General features: G+C 60.5%; 18 protein-coding genes. 14 read left to right on the forward strand and 4 right to left on the reverse strand.

Annotated features, from left to right (window positions below):
* Nucleotides 1-125: 125 nt before the first annotated feature.
* Nucleotides 126-1,034 (reverse strand): helix-turn-helix domain-containing protein, encoded by a 909-nt coding sequence (locus ACA067_RS15395; RefSeq protein WP_497462548.1) that lies wholly within the window; start codon nucleotides 1,032-1,034, stop codon nucleotides 126-128.
* 161 nt (nucleotides 1,035-1,195) lie between these two features.
* On the opposite strand from ACA067_RS15395, the gene ACA067_RS15400 reads away from it, so the two are divergent.
* The 10 genes from ACA067_RS15400 to ACA067_RS15445 all read left to right on the forward strand — a co-directional run bounded on the left by ACA067_RS15400 (nucleotide 1,196) and on the right by ACA067_RS15445 (nucleotide 12,706).
* A complete protein-coding gene (locus tag ACA067_RS15400; protein WP_497462549.1) occupies nucleotides 1,196-2,554 on the forward strand; it encodes a glutamine synthetase family protein in 1,359 nt (452 codons plus the stop codon).
* Between the two features lie 217 nt (nucleotides 2,555-2,771).
* Nucleotides 2,772-3,863, forward strand: coding sequence for a polyamine ABC transporter substrate-binding protein (locus tag ACA067_RS15405; RefSeq protein ID WP_497462550.1), 1,092 nt, complete (start codon nucleotides 2,772-2,774; stop codon nucleotides 3,861-3,863).
* A complete protein-coding gene (locus ACA067_RS15410) occupies nucleotides 3,856-5,148 on the forward strand; it encodes an NAD(P)/FAD-dependent oxidoreductase (protein ID WP_497462551.1) in 1,293 nt (430 codons plus the stop codon). Before ACA067_RS15405 ends, ACA067_RS15410 begins: the two co-directional genes overlap by 8 nt.
* Nucleotides 5,149-5,412: 264 nt before the next feature.
* A complete protein-coding gene (locus ACA067_RS15415) occupies nucleotides 5,413-6,009 on the forward strand; it encodes a paraquat-inducible protein A (RefSeq protein ID WP_497462552.1) in 597 nt (198 codons plus the stop codon).
* Complete coding sequence (locus tag ACA067_RS15420) at nucleotides 6,006-6,671, forward strand: paraquat-inducible protein A (protein ID WP_497462553.1); 666 nt, start codon at nucleotides 6,006-6,008, stop codon at nucleotides 6,669-6,671. The genes ACA067_RS15415 and ACA067_RS15420 overlap by 4 nt, the downstream gene beginning before the upstream one ends.
* Nucleotides 6,652-8,307 (forward strand): PqiB family protein, encoded by a 1,656-nt coding sequence (locus tag ACA067_RS15425; protein ID WP_497462554.1) that lies wholly within the window; start codon nucleotides 6,652-6,654, stop codon nucleotides 8,305-8,307. Before ACA067_RS15420 ends, ACA067_RS15425 begins: the two co-directional genes overlap by 20 nt.
* A 17-nt stretch (nucleotides 8,308-8,324) precedes the next feature.
* Nucleotides 8,325-8,885 carry a PqiC family protein gene (locus ACA067_RS15430; protein ID WP_497462555.1) on the forward strand — a complete coding sequence of 187 codons (561 nt, stop codon included), beginning with the start codon at nucleotides 8,325-8,327 and terminating at the stop codon, nucleotides 8,883-8,885.
* Nucleotides 8,886-9,023: 138 nt separating this feature from the next.
* Nucleotides 9,024-10,037, forward strand: a complete 1,014-nt coding sequence (locus ACA067_RS15435) for an iron ABC transporter substrate-binding protein (RefSeq protein ID WP_497462556.1) — start codon at nucleotides 9,024-9,026, stop codon at nucleotides 10,035-10,037.
* A gap of 3 nt (nucleotides 10,038-10,040) precedes the next feature.
* Nucleotides 10,041-11,639, forward strand: coding sequence for an ABC transporter permease (locus tag ACA067_RS15440; RefSeq protein ID WP_497462557.1), 1,599 nt, complete (start codon nucleotides 10,041-10,043; stop codon nucleotides 11,637-11,639).
* The gene (locus ACA067_RS15445; RefSeq protein ID WP_497462558.1) at nucleotides 11,636-12,706 is read left to right on the forward strand and encodes an ABC transporter ATP-binding protein; all 1,071 of its coding nucleotides are present in this window, start codon (nucleotides 11,636-11,638) and stop codon (nucleotides 12,704-12,706) included. The genes ACA067_RS15440 and ACA067_RS15445 overlap by 4 nt, the downstream gene beginning before the upstream one ends.
* A gap of 10 nt (nucleotides 12,707-12,716) precedes the next feature.
* Here the strand turns inward: ACA067_RS15445 and ACA067_RS15450 are convergent, their stop codons facing one another.
* Nucleotides 12,717-13,625, reverse strand: coding sequence for a site-specific integrase (locus tag ACA067_RS15450; protein WP_497462559.1), 909 nt, complete (start codon nucleotides 13,623-13,625; stop codon nucleotides 12,717-12,719).
* 22 nt (nucleotides 13,626-13,647) lie between these two features.
* Entirely contained in the window at nucleotides 13,648-13,797 is a 150-nt protein-coding gene (locus ACA067_RS15455) for a hypothetical protein (RefSeq protein ID WP_497462560.1), read from the reverse strand.
* Nucleotides 13,798-13,844: 47 nt separating this feature from the next.
* On the opposite strand from ACA067_RS15455, the gene ACA067_RS15460 reads away from it, so the two are divergent.
* Nucleotides 13,845-15,227, forward strand: a complete 1,383-nt coding sequence (locus tag ACA067_RS15460; RefSeq protein WP_497462561.1) for a UDP-glucose dehydrogenase family protein — start codon at nucleotides 13,845-13,847, stop codon at nucleotides 15,225-15,227.
* 157 nt (nucleotides 15,228-15,384) lie between these two features.
* Here the strand turns inward: ACA067_RS15460 and ACA067_RS15465 are convergent, their stop codons facing one another.
* Entirely contained in the window at nucleotides 15,385-16,350 is a 966-nt protein-coding gene (locus ACA067_RS15465) for a LysR family transcriptional regulator (RefSeq protein WP_497462562.1), read from the reverse strand.
* 340 nt (nucleotides 16,351-16,690) lie between these two features.
* Between ACA067_RS15465 and argH the strand changes: the two genes are divergently transcribed.
* The 3 genes from argH (at nucleotide 16,691) to ACA067_RS15480 (ending at nucleotide 19,947) form a co-directional block, all read left to right on the forward strand.
* Nucleotides 16,691-18,118, forward strand: a complete 1,428-nt coding sequence (gene argH / locus ACA067_RS15470; protein WP_497462563.1) for an argininosuccinate lyase — start codon at nucleotides 16,691-16,693, stop codon at nucleotides 18,116-18,118.
* Between the two features lie 175 nt (nucleotides 18,119-18,293).
* Nucleotides 18,294-19,172, forward strand: coding sequence for an amino acid ABC transporter permease (locus ACA067_RS15475; protein ID WP_046047004.1), 879 nt, complete (start codon nucleotides 18,294-18,296; stop codon nucleotides 19,170-19,172).
* Between the two features lie 10 nt (nucleotides 19,173-19,182).
* Nucleotides 19,183-19,947 carry an amino acid ABC transporter ATP-binding protein gene (locus ACA067_RS15480; protein ID WP_497462564.1) on the forward strand — a complete coding sequence of 255 codons (765 nt, stop codon included), beginning with the start codon at nucleotides 19,183-19,185 and terminating at the stop codon, nucleotides 19,945-19,947.
* Nucleotides 19,948-19,967 lie beyond the last annotated feature (20 nt).

Below are 19,967 nucleotides of genomic sequence, written 5' to 3' on the forward strand. Positions count from 1 at the left end.
ATTTAGCACCATGGAAACATAGAGCTACATGTGCAGGACGTTTCCTACAGACAACGCTTACAAGCGTTATTCGAACAAATACATAACCATCAACTTCGCAATAACAACAGCCTTTAATAGTGCAATCAATTCCGACTGGTACGCTTGAGCGTTTCACTTGGCAACTCTTGAAACAACGCCCGATAGCTGCTGGAAAACCTTCCCAGATGCCAGAACGACCACTGCATCGCCACTTCGGCCACCGTGGTCTCCATGGGCGAGCGCTTGAGCAGTTCACGGTGCGCGCTGTTGAGCCGGCGCAAGCGTAGCCAGTGGGTGGGCGTCATGCCGGTGTAGGCCTTGAACGCCTGCTGCAACTGACGCAGGGAAACCCCGGCCACCCGGGAAAGCTCCAGCAGGTTCAGGGTTTCTTCCGGAACGTCGGCCGCCCATTCACCGATACGCTTCATGACTGCTCGTTCTTCGGCGCGGCGCCGCAGACCTCCGCGATCAAGGCAGACGCAGGCGTTATCGAGGATGTACAGGCAGTCCTCCAGCAACTGCTGGGTCAATGCCTCCTTGCTCGGCGGATCGAGTGTCTGCGTCAGCCGGGTCAGGGTCCCGCTCAACCAGCGGCTGAACAGCGCGTTCTGCCCCGAATTCAGCGGCGCCATGAACAGCCCTTCGAGCCGGGCAACATTCAGGCCGTGACGCTGAACGAACGCCGGACCGAACACCACGGCGATTTCCTGGTAGTTCTCCGGGGTGATCCAGATGTTGCGGCTTTCTTCATTCAACACGTACAGCGCGTTGTCGCTGCGATCGAAACAGAACGCCAGCGAACCCTCGGGCGCACTGAAATTCTGCTCGACCCGGGTGTTCATGTGTTCCTCGTAGATCTCCACGCCTTGCAGGTCGAGGTAGCGCACCCGCCCGGCGAAATGCCCCGGCGACATCTGCTGGTAGTGCTGGACCCAACCGGGTGTGGCGCGGATCTGTTCGGCTACGTCGGCGGTGTTGAAGGCTTGGACTTGTAACGGATTACACGCTGTCATGGGTGACCTTACGCACTCGTTTGGTGCGTTTTGGTGCTGCTGAAAGTGGATAGATGGAACCGCAAGGCTCGCCCAAGATAGTCGTCAACGCGCCACAGGGGAAGTGTGTGGTGGATGAAACCACCCTCCCCGGCGTTAATAAAACCAATAACGAGGTCTTTATGAATGCCCCTTTCGATCAGCTGTTCACTTGGCTGAAAGATCACAAGATTACCGAAGTCGAGTGCGTCGTCAGTGACCTGACGGGTATTGCACGCGGCAAAATCGCACCGACCAACAAGTTCCTGCATGAGCGAGGCATGCGCCTGCCGGAAAGTGTGCTGTTGCAAACGGTAACCGGGGACTTTGTCGACGATGACATCTACTACGACCTGCTCGATCCGGCCGACATCGACATGGTGTGCAAGCCCGTTTCCGATGCGGTTTACGTGATTCCGTGGGCCATCGAGCCGACCGCGATCGTGATCCACGACACCTTCGACAAGTTCGGCAACCCCATCGAACTGTCGCCGCGCAACGTGTTGAAGAAAGTCCTGCAGCTGTACACCGACAAAGGCTGGAAGCCGATTGTCGCGCCGGAAATGGAGTTTTACCTGACCCAGCGTTGCGAAGACCCGGATTTGCCGCTCAAGGCGCCGCTGGGCCGTTCCGGGCGTGCGGAAAGTGGCCGGCAGTCGTTTTCCATCGACGCCGCCAACGAATTCGATCCGCTGTTCGAAGACGTCTACGACTGGTGCGAATTGCAGGGCCTGGACCTCGACACCTTGATCCACGAAGACGGCCCGGCGCAGATGGAAATCAACTTCCGTCACGGCGACGCGCTGGACCTGGCCGACCAGATCACCGTATTCAAGCGCACCTTGCGCGAGGCGGCGCTCAAGCACAACGTCACCGCGACCTTCATGGCCAAGCCGATCGGCGATGAGCCGGGCAGCGCCATGCACATTCACCAGAGCGTGGTCGATATCGTCAGCGGCCGGCCGATCTTCGCCGATGCCGAAGGCAACATGAGCGAGCTGTTCCTGCACCATATCGGCGGCCTGCAGAAGTACATCCCCAAAGTGCTGCCGATGTTCGCGCCCAACGTGAATTCGTTCCGCCGTTTCCTGCCGGACACCTCGGCCCCGGTGAATGTCGAATGGGGCGAAGAAAACCGCACCGTCGGCCTGCGCGTACCGACCTCCACGCCGGATTCGATGCGCGTGGAGAACCGCTTGCCGGGTGCCGATGCCAACCCTTATCTGGCGATTGCGGCGAGTTTGTTGTGCGGTTACCTCGGCATGGTCGAGCGCATCGAACCGAGCGCCGCGGTTCAGGGCCGTGCCTACGAGCGGCGTAATCTGCGGCTGCCGATCACCATCGAAGACGCCCTGACGCAGATGGAGGAATGCGAAACCGTCAGCCGCTACCTGGGCAGCAAGTTCGTGCGCGGTTACGTCGCGGTCAAGCGCGCCGAACACGAGAACTTCAAGCGGGTGATCAGTTCCTGGGAGCGTGAGTTCCTGTTGCTCAGCGTCTGAGACCTCACTCCCCCAAAAGTCAGGATAGGTGTCCAACTTTTGGGGTGCAGATCACCCTGCGGGAGCGGGCTTGCCCGCGAAGAGGCCAGTAAATCCAACATAACCGTTGACTGACAGACCGCCATCGCGGGCAAGCCCGCTCCCACAGAGACAGAGAACACCAGAGAAACACCAGAGAAACACCTGAATAAATTCAACAACTATAAGAGGTGTCGCGATGCATCTATTGAAATCCATCCTCCCGGCCGCCCTGGCCGTGCTGTTCAGCACCGCAGCGCAGGCCGGGCAAAGCGTCAGCGTCTACAACTGGACCGATTACATCGGCGAGACCACCCTCGCCGACTTCCAGGCCAACACCGGGATCAAGGTGATCTACGACGTATTCGATTCCAACGAAACCCTGGAGGGCAAACTGCTCGCCGGTCGCACCGGGTATGACGTGGTGGTGCCGTCCAACCACTTCCTCGCCCGCCAGGTGAAGGCCGGTGCTTTCCTCAAGCTGGATCGCTCGCAGTTGCCCAACTTCAAGAATCTCGACCCGAAACTGCTGACGTTGCTGGAGCAGAACGATCCGGGCAACGCGCATTCGGTACCCTACCTGTGGGGCACCAACGGTATCGGCTACAATGTCGACAAGGTCAAGCAGGTGCTGGGCATTGATCGCATCGATTCCTGGGCGGTGTTTTTCGAACCGGAAAACCTGAAGAAGCTCAGCCAGTGCGGCGTGTCGATGATGGACTCGGCGGATGAAGTGTTCCCTGCGGTCCTCAATTACATGGGCATGGACCCGCGCAGCGAGAACCCGCAGGATTACAAAAAAGCTGAAGCCAAGCTGCTGACCATTCGCCCTTACATCACCTATTTCCACTCCTCCAAGTACGTGTCGGACCTGGCCAATGGCGACATTTGCGTGGCCTTCGGTTACTCGGGCGACGTGTTCCAGGCCGCGAACCGGGCCAAGGAAGCCAAGAACGGCGTAAATATCGCTTACGCGATCCCCAAGGAAGGCAGCAATCTGTGGTTCGACTTGCTGGCGATTCCCGCCGATGCCGGCAACCAGAAAGAAGCGCATGCGTTCATCAACAACCTGCTTGACCCGCGAGTGATCGCCAATGTCAGCGCTTCGGTCGGTTACGCCAACCCGAACCCGGCTTCCCAGCAATACATGGAAGCCGAACTGGTGAATAATCCAGAGGTGTATCCGCCTCAGGCCGTCCTCGACAAGCTCTACATCTCGACCACCCCGCCCCAGGCGATCATGCGGCTGATGACCCGTTCCTGGAGCAAAGTGAAGTCAACCAATGAATAACCGACACGCGCATTCCTATTACGCGGCGACAGCGAACAGCATGGCGCCCTACCCCGCGCTGGACGAGGATCGGGTCGCCGATGTGTGCGTGATCGGCGGCGGTTTCACCGGGGTCAACACGGCAATCGAACTGGCGCAGCGCGGACTCTCGGTGATTCTGCTGGAAGCCCGACGGATCGGCTGGGGCGCCAGCGGGCGCAACGGCGGCCAGTTGATCCGCGGGGTCGGCCATGACGTCAGCGGTTTTGCTCGGTATGTCGGTGAAGAAGGCGTGCGTTACCTCGAGCGCGCCGGGATCGAGTCGGTGGAACTGGTGGGTAACCGTATCCGCGAACACGGGATTGACTGCGATTTGCGCTGGGGCTTCTGTGAGCTGGCCAACACCAAGGCGCAGTTCGCCGCGTTCGCGGCAGAGCAACAAAGCCTTGCCGAGTCGGGATACGCCCATCAAACCTGCCTCGTGGGGCCGGAGCAGATCCGCCGGCAAGTGGTCGACTCCGGGGTGTATGCCGGCGGTCTGGTCGACATGGGCTCGGGACACTTGCACCCGCTCAACCTGGTCCTCGGCGAAGCGCGACTGGCACACAGCCTCGGCGTGCAGATCTTCGAGCAAAGCCCGGTGCTGGAGTTGATTCATGGCAGTACCGTGCAGGTGCGCTGCGCCGCGGGCACGGTACGCGCCGGCACGCTGGTGCTGGCGTGCAATGCGCATCTGGAAAAGCTCGAACCGAAACTGAGTGGCAAGGTGCTGCCGGCGGGCAGCTACATCATCGCCACCGAGCCTTTGGCACCCGAGGTTGCAGCGCAGTTGATCCCGCAGAACCTGGCGCTGTGCGACCAGAAGGTCGGCCTTGATTACTACCGGCTTTCGGCGGACCGGCGGTTGCTGTTTGGCGGGGCCTGCCATTATTCCGGGCGCGATCCGGCAGATATCGCGGCGTATATGCGCCCGCAAATGCTCAAGGTTTTCCCGCAACTGGCGCACGTGCGCATCGACTATCAATGGGGCGGCAAGATCGGTATCTCCGCCAACCGCTTCCCGCAGGTCGGGCGCTTGAGCCAGCATCCCAACGTGTTTTACGCCCAGGGTTACTCGGGCCATGGCCTGAACGTGACCCACTGGTGCGCCAAGCTGTTGGCCGAAGCGATCCATGCCGGACACAGTCAGGGGTTCGACGTGTTCAGCGCCGTGCCGCACATGACCTTCCCTGGCGGGCCTATGCTGCGTTCTCCGTTGCTAGCACTTGGTATGTTCTGGTATCGCCTGCGCGAATTGCTTGGCTGACAGCAACCACCGCATACCCCGTAGGAGCTGCCGCAGGCTGCGATCTTTTGATTTTGATCTTGATCTTTTCGGGACTGCCGACAAACAAGATCAAAAGATCGCAGCCTGCGGCAGCTCCTACGGGGGATCATCGCAGGGATTGATTATTTCGTGGCCGCAGCACCCTCCCGGACTCCTCGTTCAACCTTTCGATTTGCTCAATCGCAAGGCACTTCTATATTGAGGGGGTGCTCTGACTTTCCTGTCTCCTGGCGAGTGCGGCCTATGGCTACGACTGACCACCTGATCATCTGCGAGCACTGCGACTGCGTGTATGAAAAAGTCACGCTCGCCAAACATCAGAAAACCCTGTGCGCGCGCTGCGGCGGCGTGCTTGAGCGCTATAACGGTCTTTCGGTGGAACAGCGCCTTGCGTTGACCTTCACGGCGGCTGTCCTGTGGACGTTCGCCAATTTCTACCCGGTCATGAGCATCAGCCTCAAAGGTCTGAAAAACAGCGCCACGCTCTGGGATTCGGTGCTGGCCCTGAGCCAAGGGCCGATCACCTTCATTGCGCTGGTGGCGGCGATTTCGATGATCATCGCGCCGGTGTTCCAACTGTTGTTGTTGATCTGGGTCCTGAGTTACGCCCTCGCGAACCGGCGCTCGCCCGGTTTCAGGTTCTGCATGCGCTGGCTGGAAACCCTCAGGCCCTGGAGCATGCTGGAAGTCTGTCTGCTGGGGGCAATGGTCGCGGTGTTCAAACTCGCCGGATTGCTCGATGTATTGCCCGGTATCGGACTGTTTGCCCTGGCCGTGCTCAGCCTGATGATGATCCGCATTGCCGGGCGCGATATCCGTGACCTGTGGGACATTTTATGAAGACGCCACCGGTCGCCAGCGAACTCAACCTGTGCCTGTGCCACAGCTGCGGCCTGGCCTGTGACATCACCCATGACCCTCATGAATGCGAACGCTGTGGCGCGCCGCTGCACCGGCGCAAGGCCAACTCGCTGACCCGGACCTGGGCTTACCTGCTGGCGTCGCTGATATTTTATGTGCCGGCCAACCTGCTGCCGGTGATGAACACCACCATGCTCGGTTCCGGTTCCGAGAGCACCATCATGGGCGGCGTGCTGGAGTTCTGGCAGCACGGCGCCTGGGACATCGCCCTGATTATCTTCATCGCCAGCATCGCGGTGCCGGGCATCAAGTTCGTCGCCCTGACGATGCTGCTGGTGACTGTCCAGCGCGGGAGTTCATGGGCGCTCAAGGAACGCTCGAAGCTGTACCGATTCGTTGAACTCATCGGCTACTGGTCGATGCTCGACGTGATTGTCGTCGCCCTGGTGGCGGCGCTGGTGAAGTTCCAGGCGCTGGGCGATATCGAACCGCGCCAGGGCATCCTGTTCTTTGGCCTGGTGGTGGTGTTCACCATGCTGTCGGCGATGAGTTTCGACCCGCGCCTGATCTGGGACAAGCAGGATAAAGCACGCAATAACCCACCCAACGAGGAGGTCATGGATGAAGTCGCAAGCCACTGACGGGCCGCAAGCCCCCGGCCCGGCCCCGGTCAAGACCCGCCGTTTCAGCGTATCGCTGGTGTGGATCGTGCCGATCGTCGCAGTACTGGTGGGGATTTCGCTGGTAGTGCACTCGGTCATGCAGGAAGGGCCGACCATCACTGTCACGTTCAAGACCGGCAGCGGCCTGACCGCCAACAAGACCCAGGTCAAATACCGCAATGTGGTGATCGGGGTGGTGTCCGACGTGGAGTTGAGCGACGACCAGAAGAGTGTCAACGCCACCGTCAAACTGGCCAAGCAGGCGGAAAGTTTCACCCGCGAAGACTCGCAGTTCTGGGTGGTGCGGCCGCGTATCGGGGCTGGTGGGGTTTCGGGCATCGATACCCTGCTCTCCGGGGATTACATCGGCGCCGATATCGGCCAGTCGAACGCCCGGGCGAAGCACTTCACCGGGCTGGAAAACCCGCCGCCCATTACCTATGGCGAGCCGGGCAAGCGCTTCACCCTGCATACCCAGGACCTCGGTTCGCTGGACATCGGCTCGCCGGTTTACTACCGCAAGATTCCGGTCGGTCAGGTGGTGGCCTATGCCCTGGACGCTGACGGCAAAGGGGTGAATATTGAAGTGTTCATCCATGCACCCAATGATGCCTACGTCACCGAGAACACCCGGTTCTGGAACGCCAGCGGCATCGACGTCAATGTCGGTGCCAACGGCTTTGCGGTGAAGACCGAATCCTTGTCATCCATCCTGGTGGGCGGCATCGCCTTCCGCGCCCCGGAATACAGCCCCAGCGACAAACCGGCCGGGGAGGAGAAATCCTTCGAATTGTTCGAAGACCAGCAAACCGCCCTCGCCCCGCCGAGTGGCAAGGGGCAATACCTGAGCTTGCGTTTCGACCAGGCGTTACGTGGGCTAAGGGTCGGGGCGCCGGTGGAATTCCTCGGCATCGAATTCGGCAGAGTGGTGTCGGTCAATCTGGACTTCGACGCGAAGAAACGCAGCTTCCCGGTCAATGTCGGCATCCTGATCTACCCGCAACGCCTCGGTCAGGCTCATATCAAAATGCTCGAAGTCTTGAAGCATGACCCCAATGACGAAGCCGCTGGCGTACGCCTGATGGGCTCCTTCATCGAAAACGGGCTGCGGGCCCAGGCCCGTAGCGGCAATCTGTTGACCGGTCAGCTGTACATTGCCCTCGACTTCTACCCCAAGGCGGAGAAAGTCGTGTTCGATCCGACCGCCCGTCCCGTCTCTATCCCCACCATTCCTGGCAGCCTCGAACAGTTGCAGGAAAAACTGGAGGGCATGGTCAACAAGATCAACCAGCTGCCGATCGAGCGCATTGCCGGCAACCTCGACAGCAACCTTGTCGAACTGCGCAAAGGCCTGGCCCAATTCAACGCCAAGACCCTGCCCGGCGTGCAGACCACCCTGGCGGACGTCAGCAAGACCCTGCAATCGGCCAGCTCGACCCTGGCCGAAGACTCACCGCAACGGGAACAGCTGACCCAGACCCTCGACGAACTGGGACGCATGTCGCGCTCCTTGCGCGAGCTCTCGGATTACCTGGGACGGCATCCGGAATCGCTGCTGCGCGGTCGCCCCAACAACGCAGCACCGATAGATCTGCAAGCGCCACCGCGCAACTGACCACAGGAGCAATACCCATGGCTTTTCCGCTGAAGATGACCTTGGTCACTGCGCTGTTGATGCTCACTGCTTGCCGCAGTGATCCGATTCAATTTCACACCCTGGTCCCGACCCAATTGGGCGGTCATTCAAAGTCCGCCGTTGCGGATATCCAGATCGAAGCGATCAGCGTTCCGCCCCAGGTCGATCGTCCGCAGATCGTCATCCGCCAGGGCAACAGTGGCCTGGCGATTCTGGAAACCCAGTGGTGGGCCGCGAGCCTGGTGGACGAGTTGAGCAGCGCGTTGAAGGACCAACTGGTCAACAGCAACTCTCAACGAAAAATGTCGGTGCGGCTCGACGTGCGGCGCTTTGACTCGATTCCCGGCCAGTACGGCCTGATCGACGTCAAATGGCGCCTGCGCAATCTGGGCGAAAGCGATAACACGCTGGTCACATGCCGCAGCACCTTGCAAACGCCTTCGGGACCGAATATCGATGACCTGGTGGCGGCTCATCAAAACAACGTCAAACGCCTGGCCGCGCTCATCACCCAGGCGGCGGGCGGAGCACAAAGAGGTTGCCCTTCAGCCCAGTGACTTGACGATTTTTTCATGCTGCGCATTGCGTTTGCCGCGCCTTAAACCTGCAAATGATTCGTATTGGCCTACAATAATTGACGACCATCCCGGTCAAGTCTGCGTGCATGATCAAAAAAGAACAGGAGCTGCCCCAGCATGATCCTCCCTATCCCGCCGTTTCTTAAGTGCGCAGTGCTGACGGCCGCGCTGTTGAGCGCCGGCCACGGGTATGCCGCTGATACCGACGGCATCGTGGTCTACAACGCCCAGCACGAAAGCCTGACCAAATCCTGGATTGAAGGCTTCACCAGGGACACCGGGATCAAGGTCACCGTACGCAACGGTGACGACACCGAGATGGGCAATCAGATCGTACAGGAAGGCGCAGCCTCCCCGGCGGACGTGTTCCTGACCGAGAACTCCCCGGCCATGGTGCTGGTCGACAATGCAGGGCTGTTTGCGCCGGTGGCACCGGCCACCCTTGAACAGGTCGACGCGGCCTACCGTCCAGCCCATGGCAAATGGGTGGGCATTGCCGCGCGCTCCACGGTATTCGTCTACAACCCGGGCAAACTGCCCGAAGCCGAGCTGCCCAAGTCGCTGATGGACCTCGCCGGTCCGAACTGGAAAGGCCGCTGGGGCGCTTCGCCGGCCGGCGCCGACTTCCAGGCAATCGTCGCCGCCGTGTTGGCACTCAAGGGTGAAGCCGCGACCCTCGAGTGGTTGAAAGGGATGAAAAGCAACTTCACCGCGTACCGGGGCAACAGCGCCGTGCTCAAGGCGGTCAATGCCGGCCAGATCGACAGCGGCGTGATCTACCACTATTACCGCTTCGGCGATCAGGCCAAGACCGGTGAAAACAGCAAGAACACCGCCCTGCACTACTTCAAACACCAGGATCCTGGTGCCTTTGTCAGCATTTCCGGTGGCGGCGTCCTGGCGTCCAGCAAACACAAGGATCAGGCTCAGGCCTTCCTCAAGTGGGTGACCGGCAAAGACGGCCAGGCCGTCCTCAAGACCGGCAACTCGTTCGAATACGCGGTGGGCAAACACGCCGAATCCAACCCGAAACTGGTGCCTTTGCAGCAGCTTGACGCGCCGAAGGTCGACGCTTCAACACTCGACAGTAAAAAAGCCGTGGAGCTGATGACTCAGGCCGGACTGCTCTAATTGATGCCTGAAACACTACCGGCGGGTGTCGCAGAGGCGATCCCGCCCCATTTACGCCGACGTTCCCGTGGCCTTTTTGCGGGCCTCGGCGGTGCGTGGGTGATCGGTTTGTCGGTGCTGGTGTCGCTGCTGGCCCTGCTGCCGATCGCTTTCGTCATCGGCGTGTCCTTCGAGACCGGCTGGGCGAGCCTGGTGCCCCTGATATTCCGGCCACGGGTCGGCGAGTTATTGATCAACACCCTGTTGCTGGTGGTGATCACGATTCCCTTGTGTGTAATGCTCGGCGTGGCCCTGGCCTGGCTCACAGAGCGTACCGATCTGCCGGGGCGGCGTTGGTGGTCGTTGCTGGCCACGGCGCCGCTGGCAGTCCCCGCCTTCGTCCACAGCTATGCCTGGGTCAGCCTGGTGCCACCGATTCATGGACTGTTTGCCGCCGTCCTGGTGTCGGTCATCGCCTACTTCCCGTTCCTGTACCTGCCCATTGCGGCATCCCTGCGACGGATCGACCCGACCATCGAAGATGTCGCAGAGTCTCTGGGACTCAAGCCCTGGGCGGTATTTTTCCGCGTGGTGCTGCCGCAATTGCGCCTGGCCATCTGCGGCGGAGCCTTGCTGGTGGGGCTGCACCTGCTGGCCGAATATGGCCTGTACGCGATGATCCGCTTCGACACCTTTACCACGGCGATCTTCGATCAGTTCAAGTCAACCTTCAACGGCCCCGCCGCCCACATGCTGGCGGGAGTGCTCGCCTTGTGCTGCCTGGCGATGCTGACCGTCGAATCGGCCGCTCGTGGCCATGCGCGCTATGCCCGCGTCGGGTCGGGCAGCCCCCGCGAACAGCGGATCGTGCGCCTGTCTGCCGGGCCAGCCATACTGGCGCTGGCCTTGCAGATCGTGACCTGCGCACTGGCGCTGGGTGTGCCGTTGATCACCTTGGGTAAATGGCTGATCGCTGGCGGCACGCAAGTCTGGCAACTGAGCGAACTGCTGCCGGCGCTGGAACAGACCGTGCTCTTGGGCATCAGCGGGGCGATATTGACCACCTTGGCGGCCATCCCGATTGCCTGGCTGTCGATTCGCTCGCCGGGGCGACTGCAGCGGGTGCTGGAAAGCTGTAACTACATCACCAGCTCGTTGCCGGGGATTGTCGTGGCCCTCGCCCTGGTGACCATCACGATTCATTTCGCCCGACCGATTTACCAGACCTCGATCACGGTGCTACTGGCTTACCTTCTGATGTTCTTGCCCCGTGCGCTGGTGAGCTTGCGTGCGGGAATTGCCCAGGCACCGATCGAGTTGGAAAACATGGCCCGCAGCCTCGGTCGCTCGCCCGCCCTGGCGCTGTGGCTGATCACCTTGCGTCTGGCTGCACCGGGCGTTGCCGCGGGCGCCGCCCTGGTGTTCCTGGCAATTACCAATGAACTGACGGCCACCCTGCTGCTCGCGCCGAACGGTACGCGCACCCTGGCGACCGGGTTCTGGGCGTTGACCAGCGAAATCGATTATGCCGCCGCGGCGCCCTATGCCCTGCTGATGATCGTGCTGTCGCTGCCGCTGACCGCCATTCTTTATCATCAATCCAAACGAACGGCGGGCCGATGAACGCTCTCGAACTGCACTCGATCTGCAAGGCCTACGGTGCCCAGACGGCCTTGGAAGACATCAGCCTGTCGGTGCCCGCGGGCAGCCGCACGGTGATTGTCGGCCCTTCAGGTTCGGGCAAGACCACCTTGCTGCGGATGATCGCCGGCTTCGAATTCCCGGATTCAGGTCGCCTTCTGCTCAATGGTCAGACGCTGGTCGACAACACCCATGAGGTGCCGGCGCATCAACGATTGATTGGCTATGTGCCGCAGGATGGAGCCCTGTTCCCGCACATGACTGTCGCCGCCAACATCGGCTTCGGGCTGTCGACCAAGGGCCTTGAAAAGCAGGAGCGTATCGCCGAACTGATGGACAGCGTGGCGCTGGACGCCAGCATGGCCAAGCGTTGGCCCCATGAGCTTTCCGGCGGCCAGCAGCAACGTGTGGCCCTGGCGCGCGCCCTGGCCCAACAGCCACGCCTGATGCTGCTGGACGAACCGTTTTCGGCACTGGATACCGGCTTGCGCGCCGCCATGCGTAAATTGGTCGCGCGGCTGCTGGCCGATGCGGGCGTCACCACCATTCTGGTCACCCATGACCAGAGTGAAGCGTTGTCGTTTGCCGATCAGCTGGCGGTGATGCGTCAGGGCCGACTGGTGCAGTCAGGCCATCCGCTGGACCTTTACCGCTATCCCGACGATGAACAGACCGCCCTGTTTCTCGGCGATGCGGTGGTCATGCCGGCACGGATCGAAGCGGGCTGGGCCCATTGCGACCTGGGGCGGATTCCGGTCAACAATCACAGGAACAACAAATGCGCGCAGATCATGCTGCGGCCCGAGCAATTGCACCTGGTCAGCATCCAGACGAGTCCGGCAGAGGCCGTCGGCTGCCGCGCAGTGGTGACCGAGCGCGATTTCAGCGGCAATACCTGCACCTTGACGGTGGAGTTGCAGTCGCACAATAGCGCGCAACAGCCAGGCCGATCCTTGATGGTGCGCAGTTCCGGGTTGTATGCGCCACCGATGGGTAGCGCCGTTCACGTCTCGATGATCGGCCACGCCCACGTCCTGAGCGAAGCCTGAACCCCTGCCCTCACAGATCGAAGCGATCAACCGCCCGACGCCGCTCGTTGTCATCGCGCACATCGTAGTTGGCGGTCGTTTGAATGTTGCTGTGATGCGCCAGCTTCTGGGCGATCGACAAGTCATGCTCTTCGATCACTCGGGTAATGAACGAACGCCGAAAGTCATGGGGCATGATCTTGACCCCGACTTGCGCGCCACGCTGGCGGGCAATGTAATAGATCGCGTGCTTGGTAATGCGTTCGCGGGTGATGTGACTGCCGCGGCGGATGCGATTGAACAGGAATGGATCGTCCTCTTCGCCTTCCTTGAGTTGCGACCGGCGCAGCTCCAGCCAGGCATCCAGTTTGGCGAAGGCCCAGGCCGGTGCGTACTTGATCAACTGCTTGTTGCCCTTGGCGGTGACCCGCAGGCTGCGTTCGGCGAAATCGACCTGATTGAGGTCCAGGTTCACCGATTCCGACTTGCGCATCCCCGAGCCGTACAGAATGCCGATGATCGCCGCGTCCCGCAGGCCTTGTGGCCGAGGATCGGCGGCACAGACCGCCATCATCTCCTGGATCAGCGTGCGCCGCAGATTACGCCCCTGGGACAGCCGTGTACCGGCTATTCCCTTGACCGTACGCATCTTCAGCAAGTGTTCCTGACTGATCAGGCTCATGCGCCACGCTTCGTTCATCACCCCGCGCACCGCGTTGACGTACAGCGAAGAGGTGTTTGGCGCGTAGCCATCCGCGCGCAAGGTGGCCACCAGTGCAATGACATCTTCGGGCTGCAACTCATGCCAGGGAATCTCCTCGACGTTCATGTCTTCGAAACCCAGGCGGTCGGCCGCGTCCTGCAAGACGTAGCGCATGGTCAGCTGGCTGGACGGGGCCAGTCGCGCCAGGTACAGGGTCAGCGGATTGATTTTTGGCATATTGGCAACAACAGCGGGTAAGTCAGTCAAACGAAACGGCCTTGAATGAAAAGTCCAAAGGAAAAGCACAACGATAGGCAAAGAACTGGCGGTTACGCTGCCGGGCGTGGCCGGGAATGTGAATTGTCACGCCCGGCAGGTCAAGGTTAACGCGATAGATGAACTGAAACATGGCCCTGCTACTCCTGAATGGGTGTCGATCAGGACAGGAGAGCCCCCATGAAAATCAGTGTATTCGGTAGCGGTTACGTTGGCCTGGTGCAAGCCGCTGTCCTGGCTGAAGTCGGCCACGACGTAGTGTGCATGGACATTGACCCGCAGAAAGTCGAGTTGTTGCAGCAAGGCCATGTGAGCATTTTCGAACCGGGACTGGCCAGTCTGGTGCGTGAAAACCTGGACGCCAGGCGGTTGCAGTTCACCACTGACGAGAAACTCGCTGTGCAACATGGCCAGGTGCTGTTCATTGCCGTCGGTACACCGTCCCGGGTTGATGGCTCGGCAGATTTGCGCTACGTCATGGCAGTGGGCGAAGCCGTGGCGCGTCATCGCGAACAACCGGTGATTCTGGTGGAAAAGTCCACGGTCCCGGTGGGCACCGGCGATGCCCTGCGCGCGCACATCGACAAGCACCTGCTCAAGGTCGGCCGGCTGTTGCAGTTCGACATCGTCTCCAACCCGGAGTTTTTGAAAGAAGGCTCGGCGGTGGCCGACTGCCGGCGCCCGGACCGGATCATCATCGGCTGCGAACGCGATGACATACGCGAGGTGATGCGTGACCTCTATGGGCCGTTCAACCGCAATCACGACCGCATCATGTTCATGGACCTGCGCAGCGCGGAGCTGACCAAGTATGCCGCCAACTGCATGCTGGCGACGAAGATCAGCTTCATCAACCAGATCGCCGAACTGGCCGAACACCTGGGCGCCGACATCGAATCCGTACGCCTGGGCATCGGCGCCGACTCACGCATCGGCTATCACTTCATCTACCCCGGCTGCGGTTATGGCGGCTCGTGTTTTCCCAAGGACATGCGTGCCCTGATCCACAGCGCCGAGGAGGCGCATTGCTCCAGCGACTTGCTGCAAGCGGTGGAGGCGATCAACCAGCGGCAGAAACACAAGTTGTTCGAGCGTATCAACGCGTTCTACCAGGGTAACTTGCGCGGCAGGACATTTGCCCTGTGGGGCCTGGCGTTCAAACCCAACACCGATGACATGCGCGATGCGCCGAGCCGGGTGCTGCTGGAAGCGCTGTGGGCCGCCGGGGCCAACGTGCGTGCGTTCGATCCCGAAGCCATGCAGGAAACCCGGGAGCTGTATCCCGATCAATCGAAGTTGATGCTCATGGGCACCCCGGAAGCGGTATTGTCCGGTGCCGACGCGTTGATCATCTGCACGGAATGGCAGCAGTTCAAGGCGCCGGATTTCAACCTGATCCAGCAGCGGCTCAACGCGCCTGTGATCTTCGATGGCCGCAACTTGTATGACGCCGAACGCCTGGCGCGCGCCGGTTTCATGTATTTCCCGATGGGGCGCGGTGAATCGCGCAAGTTGCCGATTCCGCTTCAACAATGGCCCGTGGCGCACGTCGTCGCGCAATAACCAAACACGCACCTTGTGTAGGAGCTGCCGCAGGCTGCGATCTTTTGATCTTCAGCGACCTTGAGTCCGACGAAGATCAAGATCAAAAGATCGCAGCCTGCGGCAGCTCCTACATAGACCGCAACCGTCCGTTAGTTATCAGGCATAACCTTCAGCATTAAGCTGGTACCTTCAAGTCGACGCCCAACGCCTGGGCAAACGCCTTCACCAGCGGACTGCGCACGGTGTTGTGGCGCAGGATCAGGTTGAACGGCGTATCGATGTGAATCAAGTCCGGACGCACGGCTCGAAATTGCCCCTGGGCCACCAGCGAGGCGGCGTAATGCTGGGGTAGAAAGCCTACGAAACGCCCGGTCTTGATCAACAGCGCCACCGCTTCGACCTGGGTTGCCGAGGCCGAAGAGCTGTCGTAGTGGGCAAAGTTCAGTTTGTCGCGATGTATCGCATAACGGTGGTTGATGCACTCGTAATCCTTGAGCACATTGCTGCCCATTTCCGCCTGCGGCAGGGTGAATAACGGGTGGCCGATGGCGCAGTAGACTTCTGAGCGCTCCTCATAAAGCGCGTAGTAATCGAACTCTTCCCGTCGTTGGTAAACCGGGACAATCCCCGCCAGCAACCGCCCCTCTACCACGCCCCTTTCCACCTCATCCAGCTGCGAGGTCTGAAGTTGGAATCTTACTTTGGGTGACGCTTCGTTAATCCGTTTAAGTGCAGCAACTAACGGTGAATGGGCATCGGAAATCGTATTATCAATAACCCCCACGCCAAGGTCACCCACAAGTTCGTTTTGCGCTGAACTAAGACGATCCCGAAAGTTATCGACCGAGGCAAACAGGTCAATGGATGCCTGATACACCAGACTGCCTTCTTCGGTCAGGTGAAAGCCTTCCCTGCCGCGCGTGCACAGGCGCATGCCGATGCGAATTTCAAGGTCGGAGATCTGTTTGCTGATGGCTGCCAGCCCCACATTCAGCTCATTCTGGGCCGCACTGAACCCTCCGGCCTCAACCACGGCCTTGAACACTTTGAGCAATTTGAAGTCCAGTCCACTGAGGGTCAGCGGTGCCCGATGCGGCGTTTTCGGCGGCGGGTTTCCGGAATTGGAAAGTGGGGTTTCCATAATGCTTATTTACCTCTGGCGCCCTATTCAACACTCTGTGCACAACAACAAAAACATAGCTGGCCAATAATAATGAACACAGAAAACCAGGCTTGGCAACCGCTAATCAATTGCGCCCATCAGTGCCAACTCACTGATTTCGAACTGTTAAAAGCTGACATTTCGATCAACTCCCGCCACTTCGCAACTGCCCTCTTGAACACCGCCTGGACCGAGTCACACCCTGGTTATTTCCAGCGTGCATTGGTCGCTTTACACCGATCCCTGTAGGAGCTGGCTTGCCAGCGAAGCTCTTGGCCACAACCCCCTTCACTCCCGAGCAACGATGAGGAAAACAACAATGTCCCAACCCACCGACCGTCTCTGGGGTGCCCGCTTCAAAAGCGGCCCGTCCGAAGCCCTGGCGGCCCTTTCCCGTTGCCCTGAACGCTATTTCCGGCTCACCCCGTACGACCTCGCCGGATCCAGGGCGCATGCCCGTGAACTGCAACGCGCCGGGTTGTTGAGCGAGCAAGAAACCCAGACCATGCTCGACGCACTGGAACGCATTGGCGCTGACTTCCGCGCTGGCAGCATCGCCCCGACCCTGGACGACGAAGACGTCCATACCTTCATCGAACGCCTGTTGACCGAGCGCCTCGGCGCCCTCGGCGGCAAACTGCGCGCCGGTCGTTCGCGCAATGACCAGACCGCCAACGACCTGCGCCTGTTCCTGCGTGATCACGTGCGCACCCTGGCCGTTGAAGTCCTGGCCTTGCAGCACGCCCTGGTGGATCAGGCCGAGCAACACATCGACAGCATCTGCCCGGGGTTCACTCACCTGCAGCAGGCCCAGCCGATCGTCTTCGCGCACCACTTGCTGGCCCACGCCCAATCCATGCTGCGCGATGTGCAGCGCCTGGTGGACTGGGACGTGCGCACCTCGCTGTCGCCACTCGGCGCGGCGGCCATGGCCGGCTCCGCCATTGCGCGCCTGCCGCAGCAGTCGGCCAGGGAAATGGGTTATAGCGGTGTCTGCGAAAATTCCATCGACGCCGTGGCCAGCCGCGATCACGTCGCCGAATTCCTGTTTATCGCCAGCATGCTCGGGATCAACATTTCCCGCCTCGCGGAAGAATTCTGCCTGTGGTCGTCCCGGCAATTTCGCTGGGTCGCCCTGGACGATGCCTACGCCACCGGCAGTTCGATCATGCCGCAGAAGAAGAACCCGGACATTGCCGAACTGGCCCGGGGCAAGGCTGGCCGCCTGATCGGCAACCTGACCGGCCTGCTGTCAACCCTCAAATCCCTGCCGCTGTCGTACAACCGCGACTTGAGCGAAGACAAGCATGGCGTGCTCGACAGCGTGGACACCTTGCTGCTGGTGCTGCCGGCCATGGCCGGAATGGTCGCGACCATGACGGTCAATGTCGAAGAGCTGCGGCGTCAGGCTCCGCTGGGCTTCACCCTCGCTACCGAAGTCGCCGACTGGCTGGCCATGCGCGGCGTGCCGTTCAAGGAGGCCCACGAAATCACCGGTGCGCTGGTCCAGGCCTGTGAGAAACACGACATCGAATTGTGGGAAGCCTCGACGGCGCTGCTGGCGGAGATCGATCCGCGCCTGACGCCTGAGGTGCGCGACAGCCTGACCCTTGAAGCCGCCATCGCTGCCCGTAGCGGCTGGGGTGGAACCGCGCCGCAACAAGTGCGCGAGCAGATCGGCCGCTTGAAGACCGCCCTCGCCGCGCAGCAGGAATGGACCGAGAACTATCAGGGCTTCCGGCTCTGAATCAACGCCACCATACCTGTGGGAGCGGGCTTGCCCGCGATAGCGGTGGGTCAGTCAACATTGATGTTGAATGTATTTCCGCCATCGCGGGCAAGCCCGCTCCCACAGGGATTGTGTTGGAACTGAAAGACAACATGCGCCGCCTGCATTGAGGGGTGGCGTACGGAGAAGCAACATGAGCCAGACTCAGGCAGAACGACTCCAGGCGGAGCGCAAACTGGCGGAAAACCAGTTCGATATCACCCAGTATCACCATGTGCCACGGCGTTATTACGGGCGGATTTTCTTCGCCACCGTGATCGTCATCGCCATTCTCGGCTTGGTGCGGGCCTTCGCCGAAGGCAAGATCGAATGGTCGTACATCGGCCAGTTCCTCACTTCCCAGGCGATCATGTGGGGCTTGCTCAACACCATCGTCATGGCGGTGCTGGCGATGGCCCTGGGCATCGTCTTCGGCGTAATCACGGCGATCATGCGCATGTCGGCCAATCCGATCCTGCGTTACGTGGCGGTGACTTACACCTGGCTGTTTCGCGGTACGCCGCTGATCCTGCAACTGCTGTTGTGGTTCAACCTGGCGCTGATCTTCCCCACCATCGGCATCCCCGGCCTGTTTGAAATGGACACCGTGAGCCTGATGACGCCATTCGTGGCGGCCCTGCTCGGCTTGAGCATCAACCAGGGCGCTTACACCGCCGAAGTGGTACGTGCCGGCCTGTTGTCGGTGGACACCGGCCAGTACGAAGCCGCCAAGTCGATCGGCATGCCGCGCTTGCAAGCCCTACGCCGGATCATCCTGCCCCAGGCCATGCGGGTCATCATTCCACCGGTCGGCAACGAATTCATCGGCATGGTCAAAATGACGTCCCTGGCGAGCGTCATCCAGTATTCGGAACTGCTCTACAACGCCCAGAACATCTACTACGCCAACGCCCGGGTCATGGAACTGCTGATTGTCGCCGGTATCTGGTACCTGGCCACCGTCACCGTGCTGTCCTTCGGCCAAAGCCGTCTGGAGCGTCGTTTCGCTCGCGGCGCCGGCAAGCGTTCTTGAGGAGTCCGACATGAGAAGCATCGTCAAGGCCGTGAGCCTGAACAAGTACTACGACCATTTCCACGCCCTCAAGGACGTCAATATCGAAGTCGAGCAAGGCGAAGTGCTGTGCATCATCGGCCCTTCCGGCTCCGGCAAAAGCACCTTGCTGCGTTGCATCAACCAGCTGGAAAAGATCGACAAGGGTGGCCTGTGGGTCGACGGCGAACTGGTGGGTTACCGGATCGCCGGCAACAAACTGCACGAACTCAACGAGTCGCAGATCGCCCGGCAACGCCTGTCCACCGGCATGGTGTTCCAGCGCTTCAACCTGTTCCCGCACATGACGGTGTTGCAGAACATCATCGAAGGGCCGTGCCAGGTGCTCAAGCGTTCGCCCAAGGAGGCGCACGAAGAAGCCGTGGAACTGCTCGCCCGCGTCGGCCTGGCCGACAAGCGCAACAGCTACCCGATCGAACTGTCGGGTGGTCAGCAACAACGTGTTGCCATTGCTCGCGCGTTGGCCATGCGCCCCAAACTAATGTTGTTCGATGAACCCACTTCGGCACTCGACCCGGAACTGGTCGGTGAGGTGCTGTCGGTGATGCGCGACCTCGCGCAAACCGGCATGACCATGATCGTCGTCACCCATGAACTGGGCTTCGCCCGCGAAGTTTCCAACCGCATGGTGTTCATGGATGGCGGACAGATCGTGGAGGCTGGAAGCCCCGAAGAAATACTAATAAGTCCGCAAAACCCGCGCACCCAAAGCTTCATTTCTGCCGTTCGAACCTAAGGGCCGTGCTTGGAAAACAA

Source organism: Pseudomonas sp. LBUM1674 (genome assembly GCF_059695635.1).

Coding starts and splice junctions, on each gene's coding strand:
- ACA067_RS15435 (WP_497462556.1), top strand. CDS start 9,024: ATGATCCTCCCTATCCCGCCGTTTCTTAAGTGCGCAGTGCTGACGGCC.
- ACA067_RS15400 (WP_497462549.1), top strand. CDS start 1,196: ATGAATGCCCCTTTCGATCAGCTGTTCACTTGGCTGAAAGATCACAAG.
- ACA067_RS15455 (WP_497462560.1), bottom strand. CDS start 13,797: ATGTTTCAGTTCATCTATCGCGTTAACCTTGACCTGCCGGGCGTGACA.
- ACA067_RS15450 (WP_497462559.1), bottom strand. CDS start 13,625: ATGCCAAAAATCAATCCGCTGACCCTGTACCTGGCGCGACTGGCCCCG.
- ACA067_RS15460 (WP_497462561.1), top strand. CDS start 13,845: ATGAAAATCAGTGTATTCGGTAGCGGTTACGTTGGCCTGGTGCAAGCC.
- ACA067_RS15405 (WP_497462550.1), top strand. CDS start 2,772: ATGCATCTATTGAAATCCATCCTCCCGGCCGCCCTGGCCGTGCTGTTC.
- ACA067_RS15425 (WP_497462554.1), top strand. CDS start 6,652: ATGAAGTCGCAAGCCACTGACGGGCCGCAAGCCCCCGGCCCGGCCCCG.
- ACA067_RS15480 (WP_497462564.1), top strand. CDS start 19,183: ATGAGAAGCATCGTCAAGGCCGTGAGCCTGAACAAGTACTACGACCAT.
- ACA067_RS15410 (WP_497462551.1), top strand. CDS start 3,856: ATGAATAACCGACACGCGCATTCCTATTACGCGGCGACAGCGAACAGC.
- ACA067_RS15465 (WP_497462562.1), bottom strand. CDS start 16,350: ATGGAAACCCCACTTTCCAATTCCGGAAACCCGCCGCCGAAAACGCCG.
- ACA067_RS15475 (WP_046047004.1), top strand. CDS start 18,294: ATGAGCCAGACTCAGGCAGAACGACTCCAGGCGGAGCGCAAACTGGCG.
- argH (WP_497462563.1), top strand. CDS start 16,691: ATGTCCCAACCCACCGACCGTCTCTGGGGTGCCCGCTTCAAAAGCGGC.
- ACA067_RS15415 (WP_497462552.1), top strand. CDS start 5,413: ATGGCTACGACTGACCACCTGATCATCTGCGAGCACTGCGACTGCGTG.
- ACA067_RS15420 (WP_497462553.1), top strand. CDS start 6,006: ATGAAGACGCCACCGGTCGCCAGCGAACTCAACCTGTGCCTGTGCCAC.
- ACA067_RS15445 (WP_497462558.1), top strand. CDS start 11,636: ATGAACGCTCTCGAACTGCACTCGATCTGCAAGGCCTACGGTGCCCAG.
- ACA067_RS15395 (WP_497462548.1), bottom strand. CDS start 1,034: ATGACAGCGTGTAATCCGTTACAAGTCCAAGCCTTCAACACCGCCGAC.
- ACA067_RS15430 (WP_497462555.1), top strand. CDS start 8,325: ATGGCTTTTCCGCTGAAGATGACCTTGGTCACTGCGCTGTTGATGCTC.
- ACA067_RS15440 (WP_497462557.1), top strand. CDS start 10,041: ATGCCTGAAACACTACCGGCGGGTGTCGCAGAGGCGATCCCGCCCCAT.